This window comes from Acinetobacter sp. AND/436 (genome assembly GCF_049546925.1).
Taxonomy (GTDB): domain Bacteria; phylum Pseudomonadota; class Gammaproteobacteria; order Pseudomonadales; family Moraxellaceae; genus Acinetobacter; species Acinetobacter indicus.
Genome location: NZ_JBMXBO010000003.1, coordinates 21,454 through 45,952 on the forward strand (window position 1 = coordinate 21,454; position 24,499 = coordinate 45,952).

The 24,499-nt window shown below is 46.3% G+C and carries 23 protein-coding genes; 15 read left to right on the forward strand and 8 right to left on the reverse strand.

Annotation, left to right across the window (positions count from 1 at the left end):
- Positions 1–6: 6 nt before the first annotated feature.
- The gene (locus ACPEPR_RS03235) at positions 7–1,371 is read left to right on the forward strand and encodes a TrkH family potassium uptake protein (RefSeq protein WP_423561919.1); all 1,365 of its coding nucleotides are present in this window, start codon (positions 7–9) and stop codon (positions 1,369–1,371) included.
- 71 nt (positions 1,372–1,442) lie between these two features.
- Here the strand turns inward: ACPEPR_RS03235 and ACPEPR_RS03240 are convergent, their stop codons facing one another.
- From ACPEPR_RS03240 to ACPEPR_RS03250, 3 genes are all read right to left on the reverse strand, one after another.
- Positions 1,443–2,588, reverse strand: coding sequence for a phospholipase A (locus ACPEPR_RS03240; RefSeq protein WP_005177679.1), 1,146 nt, complete (start codon positions 2,586–2,588; stop codon positions 1,443–1,445).
- A 21-nt stretch (positions 2,589–2,609) separates the two neighbouring features.
- Positions 2,610–5,549, reverse strand: coding sequence for an insulinase family protein (locus ACPEPR_RS03245; protein WP_411684103.1), 2,940 nt, complete (start codon positions 5,547–5,549; stop codon positions 2,610–2,612).
- A gap of 145 nt (positions 5,550–5,694) precedes the next feature.
- Entirely contained in the window at positions 5,695–6,144 is a 450-nt protein-coding gene (locus tag ACPEPR_RS03250) for a GNAT family N-acetyltransferase (RefSeq protein ID WP_005177673.1), read from the reverse strand.
- A 136-nt stretch (positions 6,145–6,280) separates the two neighbouring features.
- Here ACPEPR_RS03250 and ACPEPR_RS03255 point away from each other — a divergent pair, with 136 nt between their 5' ends.
- The 8 genes from ACPEPR_RS03255 (at position 6,281) to ACPEPR_RS03290 (ending at position 12,274) form a co-directional block, all read left to right on the forward strand.
- Complete coding sequence (locus ACPEPR_RS03255; RefSeq protein WP_168398607.1) at positions 6,281–7,285, forward strand: adenosine kinase; 1,005 nt, start codon at positions 6,281–6,283, stop codon at positions 7,283–7,285.
- A gap of 14 nt (positions 7,286–7,299) precedes the next feature.
- Positions 7,300–7,608, forward strand: a complete 309-nt coding sequence (locus ACPEPR_RS03260; RefSeq protein ID WP_171065079.1) for a Rieske (2Fe-2S) protein — start codon at positions 7,300–7,302, stop codon at positions 7,606–7,608.
- Between the two features lie 28 nt (positions 7,609–7,636).
- On the forward strand, positions 7,637–8,254 hold the full coding sequence (locus tag ACPEPR_RS03265) for an OB-fold-containig protein (protein WP_016658183.1): 618 nt from the start codon (positions 7,637–7,639) through the stop codon (positions 8,252–8,254).
- Between the two features lie 666 nt (positions 8,255–8,920).
- Entirely contained in the window at positions 8,921–9,112 is a 192-nt protein-coding gene (gene cydP, locus ACPEPR_RS03270) for a cytochrome oxidase putative small subunit CydP (RefSeq protein ID WP_005177663.1), read from the forward strand.
- Entirely contained in the window at positions 9,112–10,698 is a 1,587-nt protein-coding gene (locus tag ACPEPR_RS03275) for a cytochrome ubiquinol oxidase subunit I (RefSeq protein ID WP_127799519.1), read from the forward strand. Before cydP ends, ACPEPR_RS03275 begins: the two co-directional genes overlap by 1 nt.
- Positions 10,695–11,840 (forward strand): cytochrome d ubiquinol oxidase subunit II, encoded by a 1,146-nt coding sequence (gene cydB, locus ACPEPR_RS03280; RefSeq protein WP_423561920.1) that lies wholly within the window; start codon positions 10,695–10,697, stop codon positions 11,838–11,840. The genes ACPEPR_RS03275 and cydB overlap by 4 nt, the downstream gene beginning before the upstream one ends.
- Before the next feature lie 26 nt (positions 11,841–11,866).
- The gene (cydX, locus tag ACPEPR_RS03285) at positions 11,867–11,968 is read left to right on the forward strand and encodes a cytochrome bd-I oxidase subunit CydX (RefSeq protein WP_002120988.1); all 102 of its coding nucleotides are present in this window, start codon (positions 11,867–11,869) and stop codon (positions 11,966–11,968) included.
- A gap of 3 nt (positions 11,969–11,971) precedes the next feature.
- Positions 11,972–12,274: a cyd operon YbgE family protein gene (locus ACPEPR_RS03290; protein ID WP_005177656.1), complete on the forward strand. Its 303-nt coding sequence runs from the start codon at positions 11,972–11,974 to the stop codon at positions 12,272–12,274.
- Positions 12,275–12,637: 363 nt separating this feature from the next.
- On the opposite strand, the gene aroC is transcribed toward ACPEPR_RS03290, so the two are convergent.
- The 3 genes from aroC to ACPEPR_RS03305 form a co-directional block, all read right to left on the reverse strand.
- Positions 12,638–13,729, reverse strand: a complete 1,092-nt coding sequence (gene aroC, locus ACPEPR_RS03295; RefSeq protein ID WP_016658184.1) for a chorismate synthase — start codon at positions 13,727–13,729, stop codon at positions 12,638–12,640.
- Positions 13,730–13,743: 14 nt separating this feature from the next.
- Entirely contained in the window at positions 13,744–14,754 is a 1,011-nt protein-coding gene (gene prmB, locus ACPEPR_RS03300; protein ID WP_045795711.1) for a 50S ribosomal protein L3 N(5)-glutamine methyltransferase, read from the reverse strand.
- Between the two features lie 168 nt (positions 14,755–14,922).
- On the reverse strand, positions 14,923–15,300 hold the full coding sequence (locus ACPEPR_RS03305) for a DUF1311 domain-containing protein (protein WP_423561921.1): 378 nt from the start codon (positions 15,298–15,300) through the stop codon (positions 14,923–14,925).
- Positions 15,301–15,497: 197 nt separating this feature from the next.
- On the opposite strand from ACPEPR_RS03305, the gene ACPEPR_RS03310 reads away from it, so the two are divergent.
- The 5 genes from ACPEPR_RS03310 to ACPEPR_RS03330 all read left to right on the forward strand — a co-directional run bounded on the left by ACPEPR_RS03310 (position 15,498) and on the right by ACPEPR_RS03330 (position 20,692).
- Positions 15,498–15,803 (forward strand): hypothetical protein, encoded by a 306-nt coding sequence (locus ACPEPR_RS03310; RefSeq protein ID WP_005177647.1) that lies wholly within the window; start codon positions 15,498–15,500, stop codon positions 15,801–15,803.
- A 165-nt stretch (positions 15,804–15,968) separates the two neighbouring features.
- Entirely contained in the window at positions 15,969–17,342 is a 1,374-nt protein-coding gene (locus ACPEPR_RS03315; RefSeq protein ID WP_180103392.1) for an ABC1 kinase family protein, read from the forward strand.
- Between the two features lie 224 nt (positions 17,343–17,566).
- Entirely contained in the window at positions 17,567–18,862 is a 1,296-nt protein-coding gene (locus ACPEPR_RS03320) for an acyl-CoA dehydrogenase family protein (protein ID WP_423561922.1), read from the forward strand.
- Between the two features lie 26 nt (positions 18,863–18,888).
- Entirely contained in the window at positions 18,889–20,088 is a 1,200-nt protein-coding gene (locus ACPEPR_RS03325; RefSeq protein WP_075174883.1) for an acyl-CoA dehydrogenase family protein, read from the forward strand.
- A 115-nt stretch (positions 20,089–20,203) separates the two neighbouring features.
- The gene (locus ACPEPR_RS03330; protein WP_104513276.1) at positions 20,204–20,692 is read left to right on the forward strand and encodes a GNAT family N-acetyltransferase; all 489 of its coding nucleotides are present in this window, start codon (positions 20,204–20,206) and stop codon (positions 20,690–20,692) included.
- Positions 20,693–20,783: 91 nt separating this feature from the next.
- Here ACPEPR_RS03330 and ACPEPR_RS03335 read toward each other — a convergent pair whose 3' ends face one another.
- Positions 20,784–21,989, reverse strand: coding sequence for an alkane 1-monooxygenase (locus tag ACPEPR_RS03335; RefSeq protein WP_423561923.1), 1,206 nt, complete (start codon positions 21,987–21,989; stop codon positions 20,784–20,786).
- Between the two features lie 192 nt (positions 21,990–22,181).
- Here ACPEPR_RS03335 and ACPEPR_RS03340 point away from each other — a divergent pair, with 192 nt between their 5' ends.
- Complete coding sequence (locus ACPEPR_RS03340) at positions 22,182–23,120, forward strand: AraC family transcriptional regulator (RefSeq protein ID WP_286421992.1); 939 nt, start codon at positions 22,182–22,184, stop codon at positions 23,118–23,120.
- On the opposite strand, the gene lpxB is transcribed toward ACPEPR_RS03340, so the two are convergent.
- Entirely contained in the window at positions 23,110–24,279 is a 1,170-nt protein-coding gene (lpxB, locus tag ACPEPR_RS03345) for a lipid-A-disaccharide synthase (protein WP_160243249.1), read from the reverse strand. The two genes, ACPEPR_RS03340 and lpxB, sit on opposite strands and share 11 nt — an antisense overlap.
- Positions 24,280–24,499: the final 220 nt, after the last annotated feature.

Sequence of the window (24,499 nt, forward strand, 5' to 3'; positions counted from 1 at the left end):
AACCACATGACGAAGAATAAGACTGCCTATAAAAATACGGCGAAGCCCAGCACAGCAACCACGGTCAATTTAAGCCCGCCGAGTCTGCTCGCGCTGGGATTTTTAAGCTTTATTGTGATTGGGACCTTGCTACTTAAACTGCCCTTTGCCCATCAGGGGGACCTGAGCTGGTTACAGGCTTTATTTACTGCCACCTCTGCGGTGACCATTACCGGCTTGTCGGTGGTCAATGTCGGCGAGGCCTATACCGTATTTGGCCAGATTGTGATTATGCTGTTGCTGCAATGTGGCGGGCTGGGCTTTATGACTTTCGCAATTCTGGCCGCCATGAGCCTGTCACCGAAAATTGGCTTAAAACAGCAGATGATGGCCCAGGAAACCATTGGTCAGACCAATCTGGCGACGGTGGGCTTTACCATTAAAGGCGTATTACTCTATTCACTGTTTTTTGAAGGCATCGGCACCTTTATTCTGACCTTGGCCTGGCTGCAGGATTATGATTTTCTGGAAGCCTTTTTCTATGCCGCCTTTTACAGTGTCTCGGCTTTCAATAATGGCGGATTTTCATTATTTCCCAACAGTTTAATGAGCTTTGCCGACCAGTACCTGATTACCTTTACCATCAGCATGCTTTACATTATTGGCGGTGTGGGCTTTGTGGTGCTAATGGACATTAAAAAAACCCGGCACTGGCATAAACTCAGCGCCAACAGCAAGCTGATCCTCTCCACCATTCTGGGTTTAAACCTGTTTGCCTTTATCACCATCTGGTTACTCGAAGCCAGTAACCCTGCGACGCTGGCCGCCATGAGCCTGACCGATCAGGCCTGGAATGCCTGGTTCCATGCTACCGTACCCCGTTCTTCCGGCTTTAACAGTCTGGATATTGCCAGCATGAGTGATGCTTCCAATTTACTGACCATGTTCCTAATGTTTATTGGCGGAGGCTCTTTAAGTACCGCCGGTGGCATTAAAGTCGGCACCTTTATTATTGTGGTGTTAAGCGTGATCAGCTTTTTAAGACGCGCCGATGAAGTGCGGGTGTTTCATTATTCAGTGCCAGAAAAAACCACCTTTAAAGCCTTGGCTGTGGTGTCGATTACTGCATTTTTAGTCTTTGCCGGGATTTTCAGCCTGTTGCTGCTGGAACCTGAACATGAGTTTATGGACTTGTTGTTTGAGGCGGTTTCTGCGGCCTGTACCGTAGGTTTATCTCGCGGGATTACCGGGGAATTACAACCCTTAAGTCTGGTGGCCTTAATGCTGCTGATGTTTGCCGGCCGTTTAGGCCCACTGACCTTAGCCTATTTAATTGCCACGCCTAAACGCAGCCGCCTGCAACATCCCACCACCGATATTCAGATTGGTTGATGCGCGAGTTCCGTTATCAACTGAAATTAAAAAAGCCACTGTCTACAGTGGCTTTTTGCGGGTGCATGAATTTAGAACCAGTTCATTAACGATACACCTAGCCCGACATAGGTCGCGCGGTGGTTATAATCAATCAGGCTTTCTCCATAGCCATCAAACAGCTGGAAATGCCCTCTTAATTTGCCGCTAATCGGGAATACCCAGTCAAACTGGGCGGCGCCATGCGCATCATCACCGCCTTTTAGGCTATGCCGTAACATCAGCGAGAAATCATGATCTTTCCAGCGGTAGAATGCCAGCATATCGCCACGGCCAATATAGTTTTTAATATCCGGGTTGTTGTCATCACTGCGGTCTTCTTCAATGCGATACCACGGACGCAGCATCAGCGCAAAATTATTCTTTTCAAAGCCCAGATTCAAAATGACCCGGTTCCAGCTCCGTGACAGCGGATCGGAACGGCCATTGGACTGATGGTTCAAGGTCAGGCCTAACAAGCGCCCATTCAAGCCCAGAATCTCATAATTGGTTCTGAACATTAAACTGGCTTCAGGTTCATAATTGGTTTCACGAAATGGGCGTGATTCTTCACCATTATAAACCTGCCAGCGTGAGGACTGGGTATAGCCGAGCCAGAGATCGCCATTATCGCCCAGCAGGTTTTCAACCGCTTTGGTTTTTAGTGACAACTGGAATTTGGCTTCGGTTGATGTCAGATTCTGCTGCTGCGCTTCAGTAACGGTATTGTTTTCATTCGGACTGGATGGACGTTCGTTTTTATCGGAGGTCCAGAAGCCCGGCATCAGATACACCGGTTGATAAGCCCGGATATTCCAGGTGCCCAGCTTGCTTTCGGGTGCCAGTTCCCAGCGTTTATCCAGCAATGACACGTTCGGATCAATATGTGAACCTTCCAGTGAAAACAGGTTGTTCACCCCGGCCACAATTTTTTCTTTAACGGTTTCTGGTGGAGGGGCCAATTGCTGCGCTGCCTGACGCTCGGAAACCAGATCTGCCTTTTCCGCTTCCGGCAGCTTGAATAAAGCATCATAACAGGCTAAACGCTCGGCATTGGACTCCAGCGCCACACAGGCTTCCGGTGTCGGTGGAATGGTGACCACCGTTGCTTCCAGCGCCTGTACATGTGTCACAAACAAAGCGCTGAGTGCAGTAACACTCAGCGACCAGCTTGTGCGCTCAACAGGATTGAACGCCATAGAACTTCCTCTATTGTTTTTTTAATTGACTTGTTTGATCTGGAAACCCAGCTCCTGCAGCGCTTCACGTTTCGCCACCGGTGCTACCACCGATTTCACCGGGGTTTGCTGACGCAAATAAACGTCGGCCACACGTTTCAGATCATCTAAAGTAACCGCCAGTAAACGCTCACGCAGTTTGGTTCTAAAGGCCGGGGTGCGCGCATGCAATAAGGCATAACATGCGGTAATTGCTTCACCGGCTGGAGAGCCTGGTTTATCCATACTGGCAATCAGCCCCAAAATAGCTTCTTCCAGCTGATGCGGTAACTGCTCGGCATTCAGCAACCAGTCCACACTGGCCTCAAAATCCTTAAAGGTTTCAGCCAGACGCGGATCACGGTAGCTATAGAAACGGAACGAGCAGGCATTACCATCATAGCTGGCACCGCCACCATAGGCGCCGCCTTTTTCACGGATGGCACTGTGCAGGAAGCCATTGCGTAAATACGCCGCCAAGACCATCAATGGTGCTGCATCTGGATGCGATACTTCCACCGCAGGATACGCTGCCGCACAGAACTGTACATTGGCCTGAATCAGCCAGGCTTCATCTGCATTGTTATTTTCAACAGGCACTTGAGTTAAAGCTGCCTCGTGCGGTTCAATTGCCAGCTTGTCCCACACGGTCTGGATTTCTTCAATCAAACGGTCTGATTGTGGCTCTTCACAGACCAGCAGGAACTGTTTTGGCGCTTGCAGCAACATACTGTGAATCAGCTTAAGCTCATCCATCAGCGCATCAAAAGCAGCATCATCCTGTTCAATTTTGCTGACCAGCTCGCTTAACCAGTTCAATGCACCCAGACCAGTATTGTGATAGTCACGCAGCGCTAAAGCACTGTGGTTACGTGAAGCGGCCTGCATGGCATAGCTATGTCCTGCACCCGATACCCGGGACTGCCAGCGCGTTTTACGTTGCTGTAATAGCTCGATAATCCGGTCTTTTTCATCAAAACGCAGTTGCTCAAAGGCAATTTTTAGCAGGCGGATGGCATCAAAATTATTCACCAGTGATTTGGTGGTTAAGGTCAGCCAGGCACTAATCCGGTTTTTGTCATCGACCTTAGAGCGTAAGGATGCCCCCATACCCAGACCGCCACTCACTGCAGTTTGCAGCTGTTGCAGTTCCAGATAATCATATTCACCGGCACCGACTTCACCCATTAAAATCGACAGCAGATTAAAATAAGGCGATTTCACGATCTCATCGGGAATACGCACCAAGACCTGCTGGTAATAAATACCGTTGGTACCGGCATGATACAGGTTTAATGGTGTATCAATGCGGTTGCAGATAATCTCACGTAGCTGCCCCTGTACAATTTGCAATTCTGCCGGCACATCTTCGAGGCCGACTTTTGGCAGCAGGTTTAAATCATCCGGGGTATCCTGACGCACTTTTAGCGCTTCGGTCTGGGCGATAATTTCTGCTTTTTGTGCTTCGGTCAGCTGCGCACCAATTTCAGCCAGACGGGCTTTTTCAGCTTCGGCATCTTTGGCTGATTTGCTGGCATCTGGGACCAGGGTTATTTGGACGCGATGCGGATTATCAATCAAGTGCTGCTGAATCAACTGAGACAGCCACATTGGATCTTTCAGTTCTTCTTTAACCTGTTCAATGGCACTGTCAACATCCCAGACATGCACCGGATCACTATGGTGAATCGCGCTGCTCAAGCCGTTTAGAATCAGGCTTAAACCGTATGGCATACCATCGCCGTTAATTTCACGCTGATGCAGCTCGATCTGGTGTAAAATGGCATTGACGGTATCGCTGTCGACCGGTTTAGACGCCACTTCTTGCAGTACCTTGAAGACGCCCTCTTTAAAGGTTGCTGCATGCTCAGGATTAGAACCTTGAATGGCACAGAAGAAAGTCATTTCAAAGTTGGAATCATCCACGCCCATAAATGGCCCGGTTGATTGCGCATAACCACAGGTTTCTAAATAATGACGCAGTGGTGAAGCCGAGTTTTCCAGTAACACACCTTCGACCAGACGCATGCCCAAACGCAGTTTAATATCACTGGCTTCTGGCAATAACCAGCTTAGAACATGGTAAGTTTTGTCTTTTAAATCTTCAGCATCGACCGCATAGCTTTCAGTTACGGTCACTGGCGCAGCCAAACGGCGCTCAGGTTTTGAATACAGGGTTTCGCCCTGTTCAAACTTGGCTAAAGCCAAGCTCTGGAACTGTTCTTGCAAGTCATACGCTGACTGATTACCAAAAGTCATAAATACCGCATTACTTGGGTGATAATGGGATTTATAGAAATCCACTAACTCTTGGTAAGTTAAGTCTGGAATATCTTTCGGGTCACCACCGGAATTGTAATGGTAGGTGGTTTCCGGGAACAAATGATGTGCCAACTGGTGATACAGCTGATCTGAAGGCGAACTCATCGCGCCTTTCATTTCATTAAAGACCACGCCTTTATATACAGGCTCACCATTTTCCAGCTCGATACGAATCCCTTCCTGGGCAAAATCCAGTGGATTCAGGTTGGCTGCAAAGGCTGCATCCAGATACACCTCCAGCAGGTTCTGGAAATCTTTCTGGTTTTGGGTGGCAAATGGATAGGCCGTCCAGTCGGCTGCGGTAAAGGCGTTCATAAAGGTGTTTAATGAACGGCGAATCATCAGGAAAAACGGGTCGCGTACCGGGAATTTTTCAGAGCCACACAGTGCAGTATGTTCCAGAATATGCGCTTCGCCCTTGGAATCCATGGGCTGGGTACGAAATGCCACCAGAAATACATTTTCATCATGATTGGTGGCCAAATGATAATGCACCGCACCGGTAACCCGATGCTTATATTCAGACACTAAAATGTCTAAGGCTTCAACATGGTGTTGACGTACCAACTGAAACGCAGGATGAACGGTTTGAGAAATGGTTTCAGTGACATCTACAGTCATGCGATCTCCTAATCATCAAAATAAAAAAACTAAAGCCATTATAGCTTTAGTTCTTGATATAATTCACGCTTAAATCCCGACTAAAATTATAGAAATTTGCAAACCAGGCAATTTTCAAACCCCAGTCCGAAGCTCATGCTGCCGTTTAAACCAGATATTTAAAATAATTATAATTGGGATGGTTTTCGACATAGACATAATTCTGCTTCTGGTAAAAATGCGCCGCAGATTTGGTTTCGGTATCCAGACACAAGGCCGAAAAATGAGGACGTGCCTTTTTCTCTAAGTATTGCAATAACAGCTTGCCTACGCCGTGTTTACGATATTCAGGCAATACATAGAAACGGCGCACCCGGCCAATTCCCTGTTCCACTTCCTGATCATTCCACTGCTGGTTCAGGCCGCCACAGGCGATCAGCTTGTCCTGATCATAAGCAAAAAGTAAAAACTCCCCAGGCTGATCGAAACGATTCTTGGCACTCTGATACTCATCAATTAAACGCTGTACAAAAGCAAAACCCTCTTTTGATGCCTGTTTTTCAAGCTCTACAATTTGCTCTGGTAATCCTTGCGCTTCTTTTATCTCGATATTCATTTCACTATCCTGATCTGCTTTACTAACTTTCCTCAATGAATAAAACCGTCTAAAAAATGAATTTTATTCACAAATCTACAGCAATCCTGAGCATTGGTGTAAACTTAGCATTTATTTTTTGATGTGATTGAACGACATGGCAACTGTTGACCTCTTTGCAATTGGTAATGCACTCATTGACCAGGAATTTCAAGTCTCTGATGACTTCCTTACTCAACAAAATTTGCAAAAAGGCACCATGCAGCTGACCGATGGCGAAACCCAAGCAAATTTATACAACAACTTACAGCAAACGCAAAGCTATAAAGGTCAAGCTTCAGGCGGTTCGGCTGCAAATACAACAGTTGCCTTTAGCGCATTGGGCGGTTCTGCCTTTTATGCCTGCCGCGTGGGCAATGATAACTTGGGTGAAATTTACCTGAACGGCCTGAATGATGCGGGCATTCGCACCACCGCAAAATCGGTCAGTGAAGGCGTAACCGGAACCTGTATGGTATTAGTCAGCCCGGATTCTGAACGTACCATGCATACCTATTTAGGTATTACCGCAGAACTCACCGATGCGCAAATTGACTTTGAACCCTTAAAAACCGCGAAATGGCTGTATATCGAAGGTTATTTATCGACTTCAGACAGCGCCCGTCAGGCGGTAAAACAGGCACGTGAAATTGCCAAAGCTCACCAGACCCAAATTGCCTTAACCTTATCTGACCCGGCGATGGTGCAATATGCGCGTCAAGGTTTAGATGAGTTGCTCGATGATGGCGTGGACCTGCTGTTCTGTAACCAGCAGGAAGCCATGATGTATACCGGCACCGAAACGGCAGAAGCCGCTTTGGAACAGCTGAAGGAAAAAAGCAAATACGTTGTCATTACAATGAGCGCACAAGGCGCAATGATTTTTGATGGTCAACATACCTTTAGCGTTGCAGGCCGTCAGGTGCATGCCATTGATGCCAATGGTGCGGGTGATGCTTTTGCCGGTGCGTTCCTGTATGCCTTAAATGCCAACCTTGGCTTTAAAGCCGCTGCCGAGCTGGCCATTTTAATTTCCAGTGAAGTGGTGTCACAATTTGGTCCACGTCTAGAGGTTGAACAGTACGCAACCCTTCTTCAGAGCTATAACAAGGAATGTGCCTAATGCATAAAATCTGCATGACCGAAGATATCCCTGAACGTGAAGCACGCTCGTTCGAGCTTCCAGATGGCGATACCATTTTTATTACCCAACGTGATGGCATGTTCTATGCCTATCAGAACCTGTGCCCGCATTTGCAGGTCGAGCTTGAATTTCTGGAAAACCAGTTTTTAGACCGGGATCAGGAATTTATTGAATGTTCGACTCATGGTGCGCTGTTTGTAGTGGAAACCGGGGAATGTATTTCTGGCCCATGCCAAGGTCAAGCACTTGAAAAAGTAGAGATTACCGTGCATTCTGATGGCGGAATTTACTTAACAGAATAATTTTAAGCCCCCATCTGCAGGTTACGCCATGCTTGAGTTTGTATTAGACATCGACTTAATTCCTTTTCATTTAAGTCTGATTGCACTTGTCTTGCTCAGCCTGGCGGAAATTGTGGGGCATTATTTTAATCTCAAGCCCAGCGCGATATTCAAGCAACTGTTTCCGCAGCGGCTGCTAGACTCTCCCTTACTCAATGTCAAATTCTCCAAACTGCTAATTTTCGTGTTTCTGCTCCTGAATTTTAGTGTTGCAGGCTATTTCCTGCAGTTTGCGCTCTATTCGCAGCAGCAAAGTTTTGTTCCATCGTACTATCTGATTTTACCGGCGCTTATCATTGCCCTGTTTTTTACCGTGTTTATGATTCACTGTCTGGATCAGGTGATTAAACCGCAAAAAACCATTCAGCATGTCAATTTGCTGGGCCGACTGGCCACCATTTCCAGTGGCAATGCCCGTCCCGGTTTTTCGGCTCAGGCCCGGGTTCGGGATGAATACGGCCAGCTGCATTACGTGCAGGTCGAACCGGAATTTGGTGAATTGGAATTTCAGGCACAAGTCATTTTAATCCGGCAAAAAAAATCCTATTACATTGCCAAGAAAATTTCCGCTTCGAACAATCTGTTCTATGGTGAAACTAGCAGCTGATTTAAGCTCGCTCATCTTTCAGCCACGAGTCAGATACACATCCTTACTTTGTCCAAGGTAAAGCTACAACGCCATGTATCTCGCAGCTTTCCCTTCTTCCTTGCCGTGTACGTTCGTTCTTTCCGTTTAAGCTGCTCGATTCACTTTCTCTTGGCCTCAAGATCAGCTGTTCTGCACATTATGACCATCGCTGTGGTTGTTCGTTGTAGTTGTTCACTCTGCCCTCCACGTTAAAGACTAAAAAATTTTCCGTGTCACTGCTTACTGCACTTTTATCGTACTTCATTGTGCATATTTGCTACAAATTGCTTCATTTTGGTGCTTGACTGTTTTCTGTGCAAATGCTTACACCTCAAGCCTTACAGCCATTTTTAACACCCAACTATTGAATAAAAGTTAAAAATTAAAAGCTGGAATTTTTAATACAATCGTCAAAATTTTTAAATATAACTATTTTAGTCAGAATAATCATTATTATAAATACAAGCATTTTAGTCAGGTTTTTAACTGAAATACTTTTGATTAAAAATTAAAAAAACTTTTTTATAAGTTATTGTATTTTATAATATAAACAATATATTTTCATTTTAACTGTGCAGACTATTTATTTTTTGTATTATTTTGTTTAATAATATAAGACACAGTTTAAAAAACAGGCTTGTTTCTATGAGCTTAGTCCCGAAAGATTTGAACCGTCGCGTAACCCGAGAAATAGCAGCCATTTTAATAATTAAGGTTGTTATTTTAATGGCGATTAAAAATATCTGGTTCGATGCCCCTACCATTCCTGAAAATTTTGACTCTCAAGTTGCTGAGCGTATTGCCAGCAATCCTTCCCAAATCAAGGAGACACGTTGATGATTTCTGAAAGCGTGGTCGATCTCTCGCGGTTCCAGTTCGCAATGACCGCGATGTATCATTTTATTTTTGTTCCACTGACACTTGGTCTTGCTTTTATTCTGGCCATTATGGAAACCACCTATGTGATTTCCGGCAAAGAAATTTATAAGGACATGACCAAATTCTGGGGAAAACTGTTCGGTATTAACTTTGCTTTAGGGGTAACTACCGGCCTGACCATGGAGTTCCAGTTCGGTACAAACTGGGCGTATTACTCGCACTACGTGGGTGATATTTTTGGTGCTCCGCTGGCCATTGAAGGCTTGATGGCTTTCTTCCTTGAATCGACCTTTATTGGTCTGTTCTTCTTCGGCTGGGATCGTCTGTCCAAGGTACAACACTTGTGTGTAACCTGGCTGGTGGCCTTGGGCTCAAACATGTCGGCGCTGTGGATTCTGGTGGCTAACGGCTGGATGCAAAACCCGGTCGGTTCTGCGTTTAACTATGAAACCATGCGTATGGAAATGATTGATTTCGGTGCGCTAATTTTCAACCCGGTGGCACAGGTTAAATTCGTCCATACCGTTTCTGCCGGTTATGTTACAGGTGCGATTTTCGTTCTGGCGATTTCGAGCTACTACCTGCTGAAAAAACGTGACTTGCCATTTGCGCGTCGTTCATTCGCGATTGCGGCTATCTTCGGTCTGGCATCTACCCTGTCTGTAATCTTACTGGGTGATGAATCTGGTTATGAACTGGGCGATGTCCAAAAAACCAAACTGGCTGCAATTGAAGCGGAATGGGAAACTCACCCGGCACCGGCTGCATTTACTCTGTTTGGTATTCCAAATCAGGAAACCCAGACCACCGATTATGCGATTAAAATTCCGTATGTGATGGGTTTGATTGCCACACGTTCAACCACTGAAGAAGTGACCGGGATCAAAGACCTGATTGCCCAGCATGAAGTGCGTATCCGTAACGGTATGGTGGCTTATCAGCAACTTGAACAACTGCGTGCAGGTGACAGCTCACCAGAACTCAAAGCGGCATTTGATGAATCTCAAAAAGACCTAGGTTATGGCCTGTTACTGAAAAAATATACACCTAACGTGGTAGATGCGACTGATGAGCAAATCAAACTTGCTGCAGCAGACACTATTCCACACGTTCCAAGCTTGTTCTGGGCCTTCCGTGCCATGGTGGCTTCTGGCTTCTTAATGCTACTCCTGTTCGTTCTGGCAACACTGGCTGTAGCAAAACGTAATGCAGAAAACAAACCTTGGTTATTAAAATTCGCCCTGATTGCCCTACCATTGCCATGGATTGCTGCGCAAACTGGCTGGTATGTGGCTGAAGTAGGTCGTCAACCTTGGACTATTGGTGAAGTTCTACCAACATATCTCTCTGCATCTAGCTTAAGTACTGGCGATGTATGGGGTTCAATCATTGCATTAGCATCGTTCTATACCGTACTGCTGATCATTGAAATGTACCTGATGATTAAATTCTCTCGTCTTGGTCCAAGCTCGTTACATACCGGCAAATACCATTTCGAAAAATTGGAAGCTGCCAAAAAAGCATCTGAGGAGACTCAAGCATGATCGAATATGAATTACTCAAAATCATCTGGTGGGTACTGGTGGGCGTACTGCTCATCGGTTTCGCCCTCACCGATGGTTTCGATATGGGCTCTATGGCGATCATGCCATTCGTTGGAAAAAATGATGAAGAACGTCGTGCGGCAATCAACACGATTGCCCCACACTGGGACGGTAACCAGGTCTGGTTCATTACTGCTGGTGGTGCACTATTTGCTGCATGGCCAATGGTGTATGCAACTGCCTTCTCGGGCATGTACTGGGCGCTGCTTTTAGTCCTGTTTGCGCTATTCCTGCGTCCGGTCGGCTTTGACTACCGCTCCAAGCTTGAAAACACTAAATGGCGTACTGCCTGGGACTGGGGTCTATGTATCGGTGGTGCAGTACCTGCGCTGGTATTTGGCGTAGCGTTCGGTAACATGTTCTTAGGTGTACCTTTTGAACTGGATGAGACTGTACGATCCAACTACACCGGCACCTTCTTTGCCCTGCTTAACCCGTTTGCTTTGGTCTGCGGTATCGTGAGTCTGGCCATGCTGTGTGCGCATGGTGGTGCATGGTTAATGTTACGTACCGATGGTGCTTTACGCGAGCGTTCTGCCAAAGCCACCAAAATCAGCGGTATCGTGTTCCTGGTCTGCTTCCTGCTAGCAGGTGCATGGTTATACTTTGGTGGCATCCAAGGTTATACCCTGGTTACACCATATGACACCGGTAGCGTTGCAAACCCGTTAGCCAAAGAAGTGATGACCAATGCCAACCCGGGCTGGATGAACAACTACTCGGCTTACCCGATCACCATGATTGCGCCAATTATGGGTATTCTAGGCGGTATCATTGTGATTCTGGCAGCCTCTAAAGGTAAAGCAGGTTTAAGCTTCACTGGTTCTGCACTGGCAGTAACAGGTGCGATTCTGACTGCAGGTTTTGCCCTGTTCCCATTCCTGATGCCATCGAGCATAGATCCTGTATCTAGCTTGACCATGTGGGATGCGGTATCTAGTCAAAATACCTTAACGGTAATGACTGTTGCAGCCTGTATTTTTGTGCCAATCATTTTGCTGTACACCACTTGGTGTTACTACAAGATGTGGGGCGTGATTACCAACAAACACATCAAAGAGAATTCGCATAGCCTGTACTAAGGCTATGCGCTAAAGGAGTAAAGATTATGTGGTATTTTGCTTGGATTCTCGGTATTTTGATGGCCTGTTTTGCAGGTGTACTGAGTGCGCTCTATATCGAGCATCATCAAGACCTGGATGAGGAATAAGTCATGACAGAGGTTGTAATGGAAACTCCAGTAATCGAAAAAAAACCGAATAAACTTGCGATGGTCATTTCTTGCTTATTGGCCTTTCCATTGGCAGCCGTGTTATTACTTCATCCAGCTGCCATGTTGGATGCCGATGGCAATTACAGCCACAGTGCCATGATGTATATCATGATTGGCATTTCCGGCGGATTTATCCATGGTGTTGGTTTTGTCCCACGTTTCTGGCTGTGGAAATGGCTGTTTAGTCCATTTGTGGCCTGGCCATTAATGATCTGGGGCTATTACACCTGGTTCTTTTCTTGATGAAACAAGCTCCCTTCGGGGAGCTTTTTAATTTCTGGGAGATCCATTCTGATACAAAATGGGATCAGCACAATTTCATCACAAGATGATTTCCCACATCCTTTAAAAAAGATCAGCCCGATCTCTTTTAAAAATTAAAATCTATTTTTATCCAACCCCGCTTTTTATTTATATCTGAATTGATGTCTATGTGGATGCTTAATTTAAGGTGGTGATAAAGCAACTAATATTTAGATTCAAGCTCAATCAACTTCTGTATTTATCTCATTGATCGTGGTATTTTCTTAGGAAATTTCAAACGGATACAACCTATCGCCATAAAAAAAGCCGGACATTCAGTCCGGCTTCTTTAATCTGGGATAATTAAGGCTCAATCGGTGCAAATGGCGCCACCACATCGGCATTTTGTGCACGGTGACGTAAGAAATGATCCATCAGCACAATCGCCAGCATCGCTTCCGCAATTGGTGCAGCACGCACACCCACACATGGATCGTGACGGCCTTTGGTCAGTACATCGGTATCTTCACGGTCAATGGTAATGGTTTTACCCGGTGTGGTAATAGACGCCGTTGGTTTAAGCGCAATCGCCACACGAATGGTTTGACCACTGGAAATACCACCCAAAATACCGCCAGCATGATTGGCCAGGAAGCCTTGTGTGGTCAGTTCATCACGGGTTTCATGACCGAACTGTTCCGCCACGGCAAAACCATCGCCAATTTCTACGCCTTTAACCGCGTTAATCGACATCATGGCATGGGCAATATCGGCATCTAAACGGTCAAATACCGGCTCGCCCCAGCCCACAGGCACTTTTTCGGCCAGAATTTCCAGTTTGGCGCCACAGCTGGTGCCTTGTTCACGTAATGAAGTCACCAACGCTTCAAAACGTGGCACAGCATCGGCATCGCCACAGAAAAACGGGTTATTCGGCACTTCATTCCAGTCCAGCTTTTCCGCTTTTTCTGTACCAATTTGGGTCACATGACCACGAATCAGAATCCCGAATTTTTCTGCCAGATATTTTTTGGCAATCGCACCGGCAGCTACACGCATCGCAGTTTCACGGGCACTGGAACGACCACCACCACGATAATCACGGAAACCGTACTTTTGCGTATAAGTATAGTCGGCATGACCCGGACGGAAAGTCTGGGCAATGTTGCCATAATCCTTGGATTTCTGGTCGGTATTGCGAATCAGCAAGCCAATTGGGGTACCTGTGGTTTTACCTTCAAATACCCCAGAAATAATTTCAACCTGATCCGGCTCTTTACGCTGGGTTGCAAATTTGGAAGTCCCCGGCTTACGGCGGTCCAAATCGTGCTGTAAATCGGCTTCAGTCAGTTCCAGGCCCGGCGGTACACCATCAACAATGGCCATCAGGCCTACACCATGCGATTCACCACAAGTCGTGACACGGAAGAGTTGTCCAATACTATTACCTGCCATGTGCAACGACTCCTTTATGAATTAACAGATTGAATGAATAAATCGCGGTATTGACGGCACTGTGCTGCGGTTAGGGCAAAAATGCCTGAACCACCTTTCTGGAATTGTAGCCAGTGGAAATCGACGGTATTAAAGTTCTGTTTCATGGCCCATTCAGAGTTACCGACTTCAATCACAATCAGACCATCTTCGGTTAAATAGTCTGCGGCTTGGGCCAGCATTTTACGCACCAAGTCCAGACCATCCTGACCGGCAGCTAACGCCAGCTCTGGCTCATGACGGAATTCATCTGGCAGGTCGGCCATGTCTTCGGCATCGACATATGGTGGATTCGATACAATCAGATCATACTGATTTTCTGCTGGAATTTTAGAGAACAAATCCGACTCAAGCAGCGCCACCTGATACTGCATGTTGTGATGTTCGGTGTTAATGGCCGCAACTTCTAAAGCATCTTTAGAAATATCGGTCGCATCCACTTCTGCATCCGGGAAAGCATAAGCCAATGCAATTGCGATACAGCCTGAACCGGTACACATATCCAGAATACGACGTGGCATTTGCGGATTTGGGTTGGCTGGCAAGTTATTATTGGCTTCACCCATCTGGCCATTTTCATCCAGACAATATGGCGCAAAACGGTTTTCGATAAGTTCAGCAATTGGCGAACGTGGAATCAGTACACGCTCATCGACATAAAACGGCTTGCCATAGAAATAGGCCAGATTGAGCAGATAAGAGGTTGGCGTGCGTTCATTAATACGACGCTCCAGCAGACTTAAAAATTCCTGCTTTTCGCTCGGCAGTAATTTGGCATCCAGAATTTCTGCATCGGCATTCCAGTCCAGCGACAGGGTTTGTAATACCAACGCGGAACTTTCAGCAAAATAATCTTCTGTACCTTGACCTAGATGTGCATCATATTGACGTAATGCTGTTACACCAAAACGGATAAAATCACGAATGGTGACTAATGTTTCAGCGGCTTCCTGCAAATGTTCAGGGCTAATAGTCGGTCGATCCACCTAAGGTCTCTCCAGAGTCAATTTTTTAAAACGCCTTATGATACCTTGTTTTGTGCGCTTTTATAATGTCTCTGTGCGTAAAAGCCGGATTTCAATCTGATAAATTGATCTCAACTTTCACGACCTTAGTCAGATTTGGAATAAAGCCCTGAAATGGTAAGTACAGGATTAACGGGCAATAAATTTGCTCTGATAATAATTGGCCTGATCAATCACCTGTGCCAGCGTACAACGCGATTGCTGCAATTTGGCAACATCACCGTTCATGCCCCGATAGCATTGCTGCTTTAAACGCTGCTCCCACAGCACATGTTGCTGGGCAATATTGGCCTGATATGCCCCACTGGCCCGATAGTAAGACTTATAGCTTTTCTTTAAGCGTTTTTGCTGCTGTTTCAGCTCTTTATCGACACATTTTTGCAAGACTGATGGTTGCCCATAGGCATGATTGCTACATTGAATATACTGTTTTGAATAACTTTCCTGCGCATAGGCCGAACCCGCCAGCAGCGCCCAGGCCATTCCCCCGATGAATGCTAAACGCATCATATTCCCCTTGCTGCCAAACACAGCGATCATCTTTGTTTTAATTTATGTAAAGCATATTACTGAACTTCAGGCAAAAAACCTATAGCGATGAACAGGATAGAATTTCCATATCTTCACAATTTCCTGCCATTTTGCGATTGAATCTGCAAAAATAGACCTTATATTGACTATGAGACTCCCGTGAACCTGTTGATATGAGTTACAAACACAATAACCTGCTGGCCATGCGTCAAAACTACTGGAATGACAACGATTCACCGCGTGTCTTGCAGGAAAAACAGTTTTTACAGCAGATGCTGGTGGAACGCGGCATTTTTCAGGATGCGACTTTGGATGATGCCAAATATCTGTTCTTTAACCTGCCCAGCATTATTATTGTCAAAGGCTATGCGCATGGTTTTCTGCATGAATCGGTACAAAGCCTGATTTTAAAATACATTGATGAAAACAAGCAGATGCTGCAACAAAAAAGTACCCTCAAGATTAAATTCCGGATGTGAGTGAGCGAAATTGCATCTTTATAGATTTTGCTTAGGCTATTTCATAGAGAATGCAAAACTTAACTCGACATTCAGCAACTTGAACTTTTTTAATACGTTAAGACCCGTTAATATTCGTTAAACTATGACCTTTCTGCGAATTGCTGATTGAAGGATTAAATTTACATGTCAGATCAGAACGATAAGCTTAAACAATTGAAAACTTCCTCTATGGATCGACGCTTATCGATCGCGAAGGCATCGTTGCTGGCCGGGACACGTTGGGCCGCCTCCAGCGCCGGTTCAATCTTTTCCAGTGAAGAAGAAAAAGAAAAGAAACGCAAAAAAGCCATGAAAGAACAGGCCGATTATCTGGTCGCAGAAATTGGCAAACTGAAAGGCTCTATCGTTAAAATTGGCCAGATGATGGCGCTTTACGGCGAACATTTCCTGCCTGAAGAAATCACCCAAGCCCTGAATACCCTGAATAACCAGACTGTTGCCCTGGCCTGGCCTGCGATTAAAACCCAGTTACAGGACCAGTTAGGTTCCAAACTTAATGATCTCACCATTGACCATGAGCCTTTAGGTACCGCCTCTTTAGCTCAGGTACACCGCGCCACCCGTAAATCTGATGGTATGGAACTGGTATTAAAAATCCAGTATCCGGGTGTGGCCGATGCCATTGATTCGGATATGAGTCTGTTTAAAAACATGCTGAAACTGACCCGCATGGTGCCGCAAACCCGCGAATTTGATCAGTGGTTTGATGAAGTCCGCGAAATGATGCACCGCGAGGTCAATTATCGGATTGAGGCAGCCACCACACGCCGTTTTGCCGAGCGTTTAAAGCAGGACCCGCGCTATATCGTTCCAACCATTATTGAAGATTACTGTACCGATCAGGTGCTGTGCATGACCTTTGAACGTGGCGTACCAATCAACAGTCCGGTGATGCTGTCTTTACCACAAGAACGTCGTAACCTGCTTGGTGAAGCCTCTTTAGAAGTGGCTGTGCGGGAAATTTTTGAATGGGGCGAAATGCAGACCGACCCAAACTTCGGTAACTATCTAGTACGTCTGGGCAATGGCGCAGATGTACAGGATAAAATTGTGCTGCTGGATTTCGGTGCCATTCGCCAGTTTGATCACAACCTGCTCTCGGTCGCACGTAACCTGATTCAGGCCGGCTATCAGCATGACGCGGAGATGATGGTGAAAGCCATGACCGGTTATGAGTTTTTTGACTCCATTCCGCAAAGCATTAAGCCGGATATGGCCAAAGTCTTTTTACTGGCCACCGAAGCCTTTAGCAGTCCTGAAAACAACCCGGATTTACCAGCCGGTGTGATGGATGATCAGCATCGTTATGACTGGAAAAAAAGCCAGCTGCATAGCCGGGTGATGCAACAGGCCTCTAAATCCATGGCTTCACGTTATTTCAGTGTTCCGCCGAAAGAGTTTATGTTTATTAGCCGTAAATTTATTGGGGCTTATACCTTTATGACCGTGATTGATGCCAAAACCAATGTGCGCGACATGATCAAAAAATTCCAGTAAAGCCACACCCGACCCGAATGCAGCTAATGTCATTCGGGTCAATCCTCTCCCTTCCCCGCTCTTTCCAAAAATTAAAAATATAAACAGAAGCAACTATTTAGATTCCTGTTTCATCTTGCAACAACCGTTTATCTTTGACAATTGAGTATGTCAGTTCTGACATGGTTTTTTAAACAGCCGCGTGTCAGCATAAAAATAATCACCCGCATGATGGAACAACAACAATGACCAATATGGTAAACAAGGCCCAAGGATTTGGACTGTCGCTGCTCACTCGGCTTGCCAGCAGCGAGGTTTTAGACCAGCTCAAACTGCGTAAATTTGTAGAAAAATCTTTATATCAGGGGGCCAAAGCCGGCTTTAAAACCTTAAGCGTGACCCAGAAAGCTTTTCAAAAGCACGATGATGTCCCCAGACAGCGTTTACCCCATCAGCAAAAATCCCTGTTTGATTTAAGCCTGAGCGAAGAACAGCAAATGACGGTAGATACCATGCAGCAGTTTGCCACAGAGGTGCTTTATCCACTGGCGCATCAGGCGGATCATCTGGAACAGTTTCCTGAAGTGTTATGGCGACACAGTCAGGATTTGGGCCTGAATGATTATGCACTGCCGGAGGCTTTGGGTGGCGTGGCCAGCGAGCAGAATATTGTCACTAATATTCTGATGGCCGAGCATTTGGCCCGGGGTGATTTCAGCCTGACCGCAGGTTTATTGTCGACCTTTGGGGTAATCAATGCCCTGACCCGCTGGGGTTCTGAAAGCATCCAGTCACGTTATCTGACCAGTTTTGCAGAAGATTCGGAACTGCGCGCCAGCTTTGCCGTGCAGGAAGCTACACCGGCTTTTGATCCGCTGCGTTTAAATACACAAGCCACTTTTAGCCAGGGCCAGTACTGGATTCAGGGTGAAAAAACTCTGGTAATGCTGGGTGAAACGGCGGACTTGTATCTGGTAAGTGCTGAATTCAATGGCCAGCCAGAAGTATTTGTGGTGAAACGCGACAGCAGCATTCGTGCACAAAAAAGCCCGGCAATGGGGCTGAAGGCCACAGAAACAGTCACCCTCAGTTTTCAGCATACCCCAGCCGAACGTCTGGGCGATGATGATTTTGACTATAGTGCTTTTATTGATTTGGGTAATTTAGTCTGGTGTGCCATGGCGGTTGGGTGCTGCGAAGCCGTGAAAGCCTATTGTATTGACTATGCCAACCAGCGCACGGCCTTTGGCGAGCCCATCTCACATCGTCAAAGTGTGGCTTTTATGATTGCCGATATGGCGATTGAAATTGATGCGATGCGCATGCTAGTGCTGAATGCTGCCAGTCTGGCCGAAGCTGGACAGGACTTTCATCGGGAAGCCTATCTGGCACGCTTGTTATGTGCAGAAAAATCCATGCAAATTGGCACAAATGGCGTGCAGATTCTGGGCGGTCACGGCTTTACCAAAGAACATCCGGTCGAGCGCTGGTATCGTGATCTGCGCGCGACCGCGATTGTCCAGTCTGGCCTGCATACCTAAATAACCATAAAAATAAGGAACAGCCCATGAATTTACAGAACCCGAAAAAATTTAAACTGCTGATTGATCAGGCACATGAGGTTGCCCTGAATGTCCTGCGTCCAATTTCACGTAAATATGATAAGGCGGAACATGCCTACCCGAAAGAACTGGATATGCTGGCCTCAGTGGTCGATGGCATGAATGCAGGTGGCGATGGCATGAACGCCGGCGCTGCGGTGAATAAACGTGGCGATACCGCCAGTGGCAATAAAAATGGCGTCAATATGTCCACCGCTTTAAGTATTGTCGAAATGTGTTATGGCGATACCGGCCTGCTGCTGAGTATGCCGCGTCAGGGTCTGGGGAACTCCGCCATTGCTGCGGTGGCCAATGACGAGCAGTTACAGCGTTTTCACGGCACCTGGGCCGCCATGGCCATTACCGAACCCGGCTGCGGCTCCGATTCAGCGGCAATTCGCACCACAGCGGTCGCAGATGGCGATGATTATATCCTGAATGGCGAGAAAATCTTTGTGACCTCGGGTGAACGCGCCGATGCCGTGGTGGTCTGGGCCACACTGGATAAAAAGCTCGGCCGTGCTGCCATCAAGTCTTTTGTGGTGCCGAAAGGCACGCCCGGCATGACCGTAGAGCGATTGGAGCATAAACTCGGGATTAAAGCCTCCGATACTGCAGCCATCAGCTTTGTCGATTGCCGGGTGCCGGCCAGCAACCTACTTGGCAATGCCGAGATTGATGTCTCCAAAGGCTTTGCCGGGGTGATGGAGACCTTTGACAACACCCGTCCTTTGGTCGCGGCCATGGCGATTGGCTGTGCCAAAGCATCGCTGGAACGGATCAAGCAGATTTTTAAACACGAGCTGGATGAGCATTATCAGACCGCCTATTTACACAGCTCCCAAATAGCCGCGCAGATTTATCGGATGGAAGCCGAATGGGAAGCGGCCCGTTTATTAATGCTTAAAGCCGCATGGATGGCCGATAACAAGCAACCCAATTCCAAAGAAGCCTCAATTGCCAAAGCCAAAGCTGGCCGTGTCGGGAATGAAATTACCCTGAAATGCGTAGAACTGGCCGCCGCTGTGGGCTATAACGAAGATGAACTGCTGGAAAAATGGGCGCGCGATTCCAAAATCCTGGATATTTTTGAAGGCACCCAGCAAATTCAGCAACTGATTATTGCCCGACGTGAACTGGGCAAAAGTTCCAGTGAACTTAAATAAGATACCGAGTACAGCATCAAGCGACATTTAAAGTCCAATAGATGTGCCTCAAATCTGCTCAAGAGATGAATATTTAGTGATAAAATTCATCTCTTTATCTTTTAGCACTGCGCTTATGTATTTTTTACGCCCGATTCAAGCCCAAGATAATCCTGCACTGGCCCGTATTATTCGTGAGGTTTCCAAAGAATTTGGACTGGCGCCGGAATCCGGTTTTGCCGTGGCCGATGCTGCGGTCGATGATTTATATGCGGTGTATTCACAGCCACACGCACAGTATTGGGTCGTTACCAATAATCAAGGCGACATTTTTGGTGGTGGCGGTGCTGCGCCTTTGCAGGGTGATCCAAGCCGCCTGGAAATCCAGAAAATGTATTTTCTGCCAGCAGTACGTGGCTACGGATTTGCCAAACAGATTCTGGAACACGCTTTTGACTTTGCCCAGCAGGCCGGTTTTCAGTCCTGCTATCTGGAAACCACAGCATCACTGTGGCAGGCAGTGAAACTCTATGAAAAGCTCGGTTTTGTACATTTGTCTGCCCCACAAGGCCAGACCGGTCATAGTCATGCCTGTGAAATCTGGATGGAAAAGAGCGTTAAATGAACATGAATCTGGGTAACATCAACCGCCTGCGTACAAAAAAGCCCTACTCACCATAGGGCTGACTAAAACAGTCGAATGGATTTTTCTATACTTAATCTGCCTTCAGGCCGAACTTTTTAAACAGGCTTAAACGGCGTTTCGGCTGGATATTGGCTTTGTTTAAATCACCTTTATAATGCTTGAACACGCGTTTATCCATCATTTTAAACCAGAGCGGTGGAAGCAGCGCTGGCAGCAACATACTGGCATAACCGCTTGGCAATTCAGGCGCTTCATCAAAATGTCGCAAGGCCTGAAATGGACGGGTCGGATAGGCATGATGATCGGAATGACGCTGTAACTGATATAAAAACAGATTGGTGACAATATTATTGTTATTCCAGCTATGTTCCGGCTGGGTACGCTCATATTTGCCCTGCGCATCTTTTTGTCGCAGCAAGCCATAATGCTCAATATAATTGACCAGTTCAAACAGGCTGATGGCATAAAAGGCCTGCGTGCTTAAATACGGCACAATGCCTTTCCCAAAGCTCACCAGCATTCCGGCATGAAACAGCGCACTCATGCCCCAACCTTGTAGCAATTCATTGTCTTTGGACCAGAAATTCTTGCCTTTACGTTTTAAACGCTGGGTTTCAATTTCAATCGCCGATTTAAACGAGCCTTTCACCGTACGTGGCCAGAACTCATAAAAGGTTTCTCCCATACGGGAAGACGCCGGATCTTCTGGGGTTGCAGCACGTTTATGATGCCCATAGGGATGTTCAATCCGGAAATGGTTATAACCCGATGGTACCAGCGCCAGATGCGACAGATAATGCTCCAGTTTGGAGGATTTATGACTCAGTTCATGTGCAGTATTAATCGCCACCCCATTAACCAGTCCCATCGACGCACCCAGAAAAATTTTATCCAGCAGTGAAGTCTCTTTACGTGAGACCAAATAGGCCGCATAAATATTGGCGATATACTGCAAGGGAATAAAACTTTTTACCAAACGGGAATAATACGGGTCCTGCTCCAAGAGCTTGACTTCTTCCGGGCTTGGATTGTGCTCGTCTTTACCGACCAGGGTATCAATGCTGGGAATAATCACATGAATTAACAGTGGTCCACCTAGGGCAAATACAGTTTTAAATGGTTTCGGTGCAAACTGGTAACCGGCCAGAATCCCAATGCCTAAAACCGGTAAAAATGGGCTAATCAGCCATAAATAACGTTTTTTATCTAAAGCCAGACCGGATTTTTCAAGTAAAAATTGCTGTTGTTGTTCTGTGAGTTGTAGCGGAGCATTCATTGCCTGCACTTCCATCCTGCTTAACTTATCTATATATTTCAGCAAACAAGCCACAGAGAACAGTTGCAAACGTCCAAAAAAGCTATGTAAACGTCTTTGGCCCACATTGCCTGAAATTGGCCTTTCATCACACGATAAATTCAGGCTTAATGACCAAATAGCTAAGCTCAAATAAGAAGATATCAACCCGGTATGGATGCTTTAAGTAAAATTTTTGATGATATTCATCTCAACAAATCTGAATTTATCTATTTGAATCCACAGGGAAACTGGGCATTTCAATATCAGGATCACAGCGCCATTATTGCCTATGTGGTACTAAGTGGTGAATTACATCTGGAATTATCGACCCAGCGTCAGGTCTATGCGCAGGCCGGTGATATTGTGCTAATTCCTTCGGGCTGTAGCCATGTCGGTAAAAGCAGCGCCCAACTGGACTGGCTAAACGCTCTGGATATTAGTGACCTGTTTCAGCAGAAACGCCAGCAGACCATCGAGTTTGGTGATGCATCCGGTGAAAAATCATTTATTTTAGCCATGCACGGCACAATGGACAGCATTATGGCCAAGCCGCTGTTAAATGCCTTGCCGGACTATATGCATATTCATCATATTATGAGCAGCACTGCGCCGGAATGGCTGCAAATTGGCTTACAGTTTCTGGCGGTAGAAAGCCATCAGATTCGCCCCGGCCGCGATAAAATTCTCGATCATCTGATCAGTATTTTATTTATTGAATGTGTGCGTGATTATATTGCCCAGCTGAATGATTCTAATAACTGGCTGAGCGCACTGACGCATCCGGAACTGTCCAATGCTTTAACCGCCATTCACGGACAACCGGAAAAAAGCTGGACCGTCGAAACCCTGGCCGAACAATGCTGCATGTCGCGCTCAAAATTTGCCAATCTGTTTACCCAGATTGTTGGCGAATCTCCACTGGCCTATTTGCAGCAGCATCGCTTAAGGCTGGCGGCTCAATATTTACGTCATGGCCAGCTCTCAATCCAGCAAATTGCCTATAAAGTTGGCTACTCTTCTGAAACTGCCTTTAGCCAGACTTTTAAAAAGCAGTTTTTCCTGACCCCAAGCCAGTACCGGCAGCAGTTTCAGCAGGCTCTTATAAAATAGCCAGAATTGCTGCCACCGGGTCTTCACAGTTGCCCGACAGTAGCTGTTTATGCATAGTGCGATGCTGCATTACCTGAATTTGTGCAGCTTCAATATGCATCAGCTTTTCAATTTCATGTGCCAGACGCTCTGGTGTAGCCTCTTCCTGAATCAGCTCTTCAATCACTTTTTTACCAGCAATAATATTCGGTAGCGAGTAATACGGAATTTTAACCAGCAGTTTGGCAATCCAGTAAGTAATCCGGTTGAGCTTATAGAAAGTCACCATCGGCCGGTGCAATAACATTGCTTCCAGCGTTGCAGTACCCGAAGCCAGCGCGACAATATCCGCTGCATTCATGACCTGACGGCCAATTTTTGATTCTGTATCGGTATTTTCCAGCAGACTAACCCGTGATCTCAGATCAGCAGCACAATGCTGTAATAAACTTTCAATCTGCTGTTTACGCGCATCGTTAATGGCGGGAATTAAGAAGTGATAGTTTGGATATTTCGCAGCCAGAATTTCAGCGGCTGCCAGAACCAATGGCCCTAAACGCTCAATTTCACCACGACGACTACCGGGCAATAAGGCAATATGCTTTTGCAAAGCTTCCAGCCCCAGTTCCAGTTTGGCATCGGCCAGATTATTATCGACAGGCAACTGACTCGCTAATGGATGCCCGACAAAGGCAGCCGGAACCTGCCATTTTTGATAAAAGGCTTTTTCAAACGGAAATAAACACAGCACCAGATCAATATTGGCTTTAATGCCGTGGACACGGCCCTGACGCCATGCCCAGACCGAAGGACTGACATACTGCACGGTTTTAATGCTTGGACTTTTCTGCTTCAGGCTTTTCGATAAACGCAGGTTAAAATCCGGCGCATCAATCCCAATAAAAACATCGACCGGCTCCTTGCTCCACTGTTCAACCAGTCCATCACGCACGGCAAACAGCTTTTTAATGTCTTTTAAGACTTCAACAATGCCCATGACCGACAAAATATCCATCGGATAATAGCTTTTAAAGCCTTCAGCAATCATTTGCGGGCCGCCAATACCTTCAAATTCAGCCTCAATGCCTTGCTCACGAAAACGGCGGATCAGTCTGGCACCCAAGGTATCCCCAGAAACCTCTCCCACTACAATGCCTATTTTCAGTTTTCGTTTTTGCAAGACCTTGCTCCTTCAATTGCTGCGTGGAATTTTAACATATTCTGCTTGAAGTGACTGTAACGACTGTTTGTTCTGAGCCGAGAAAAAATTCAGGTTTTTCTATATTTTAACTGCTTTGTTTTTATCCAGTATGGCTATCAGGTTTGATTGATGATGCTGTGCTGGGCTCATTCATTTATTACGCTTTCACCGCTTTATTTCACTCTATTCCACCTGACTT

Coding starts and splice junctions, on each gene's coding strand:
- ACPEPR_RS03245 (WP_411684103.1), bottom strand. CDS start 5,549: ATGACTGTAGATGTCACTGAAACCATTTCTCAAACCGTTCATCCTGCG.
- ACPEPR_RS03335 (WP_423561923.1), bottom strand. CDS start 21,989: ATGAATGCTCCGCTACAACTCACAGAACAACAACAGCAATTTTTACTT.
- ACPEPR_RS03265 (WP_016658183.1), top strand. CDS start 7,637: ATGCTTGAGTTTGTATTAGACATCGACTTAATTCCTTTTCATTTAAGT.
- cydB (WP_423561920.1), top strand. CDS start 10,695: ATGATCGAATATGAATTACTCAAAATCATCTGGTGGGTACTGGTGGGC.
- ACPEPR_RS03310 (WP_005177647.1), top strand. CDS start 15,498: ATGAGTTACAAACACAATAACCTGCTGGCCATGCGTCAAAACTACTGG.
- ACPEPR_RS03235 (WP_423561919.1), top strand. CDS start 7: ATGACGAAGAATAAGACTGCCTATAAAAATACGGCGAAGCCCAGCACA.
- ACPEPR_RS03250 (WP_005177673.1), bottom strand. CDS start 6,144: ATGAATATCGAGATAAAAGAAGCGCAAGGATTACCAGAGCAAATTGTA.
- cydX (WP_002120988.1), top strand. CDS start 11,867: ATGTGGTATTTTGCTTGGATTCTCGGTATTTTGATGGCCTGTTTTGCA.
- ACPEPR_RS03325 (WP_075174883.1), top strand. CDS start 18,889: ATGAATTTACAGAACCCGAAAAAATTTAAACTGCTGATTGATCAGGCA.
- aroC (WP_016658184.1), bottom strand. CDS start 13,729: ATGGCAGGTAATAGTATTGGACAACTCTTCCGTGTCACGACTTGTGGT.
- ACPEPR_RS03240 (WP_005177679.1), bottom strand. CDS start 2,588: ATGGCGTTCAATCCTGTTGAGCGCACAAGCTGGTCGCTGAGTGTTACT.
- ACPEPR_RS03320 (WP_423561922.1), top strand. CDS start 17,567: ATGACCAATATGGTAAACAAGGCCCAAGGATTTGGACTGTCGCTGCTC.
- cydP (WP_005177663.1), top strand. CDS start 8,921: ATGAGCTTAGTCCCGAAAGATTTGAACCGTCGCGTAACCCGAGAAATA.
- ACPEPR_RS03275 (WP_127799519.1), top strand. CDS start 9,112: ATGATTTCTGAAAGCGTGGTCGATCTCTCGCGGTTCCAGTTCGCAATG.
- ACPEPR_RS03330 (WP_104513276.1), top strand. CDS start 20,204: ATGTATTTTTTACGCCCGATTCAAGCCCAAGATAATCCTGCACTGGCC.
- ACPEPR_RS03260 (WP_171065079.1), top strand. CDS start 7,300: ATGACCGAAGATATCCCTGAACGTGAAGCACGCTCGTTCGAGCTTCCA.
- ACPEPR_RS03315 (WP_180103392.1), top strand. CDS start 15,969: ATGTCAGATCAGAACGATAAGCTTAAACAATTGAAAACTTCCTCTATG.
- ACPEPR_RS03255 (WP_168398607.1), top strand. CDS start 6,281: ATGGCAACTGTTGACCTCTTTGCAATTGGTAATGCACTCATTGACCAG.
- ACPEPR_RS03305 (WP_423561921.1), bottom strand. CDS start 15,300: ATGCGTTTAGCATTCATCGGGGGAATGGCCTGGGCGCTGCTGGCGGGT.
- ACPEPR_RS03290 (WP_005177656.1), top strand. CDS start 11,972: ATGACAGAGGTTGTAATGGAAACTCCAGTAATCGAAAAAAAACCGAAT.
- ACPEPR_RS03340 (WP_286421992.1), top strand. CDS start 22,182: ATGGATGCTTTAAGTAAAATTTTTGATGATATTCATCTCAACAAATCT.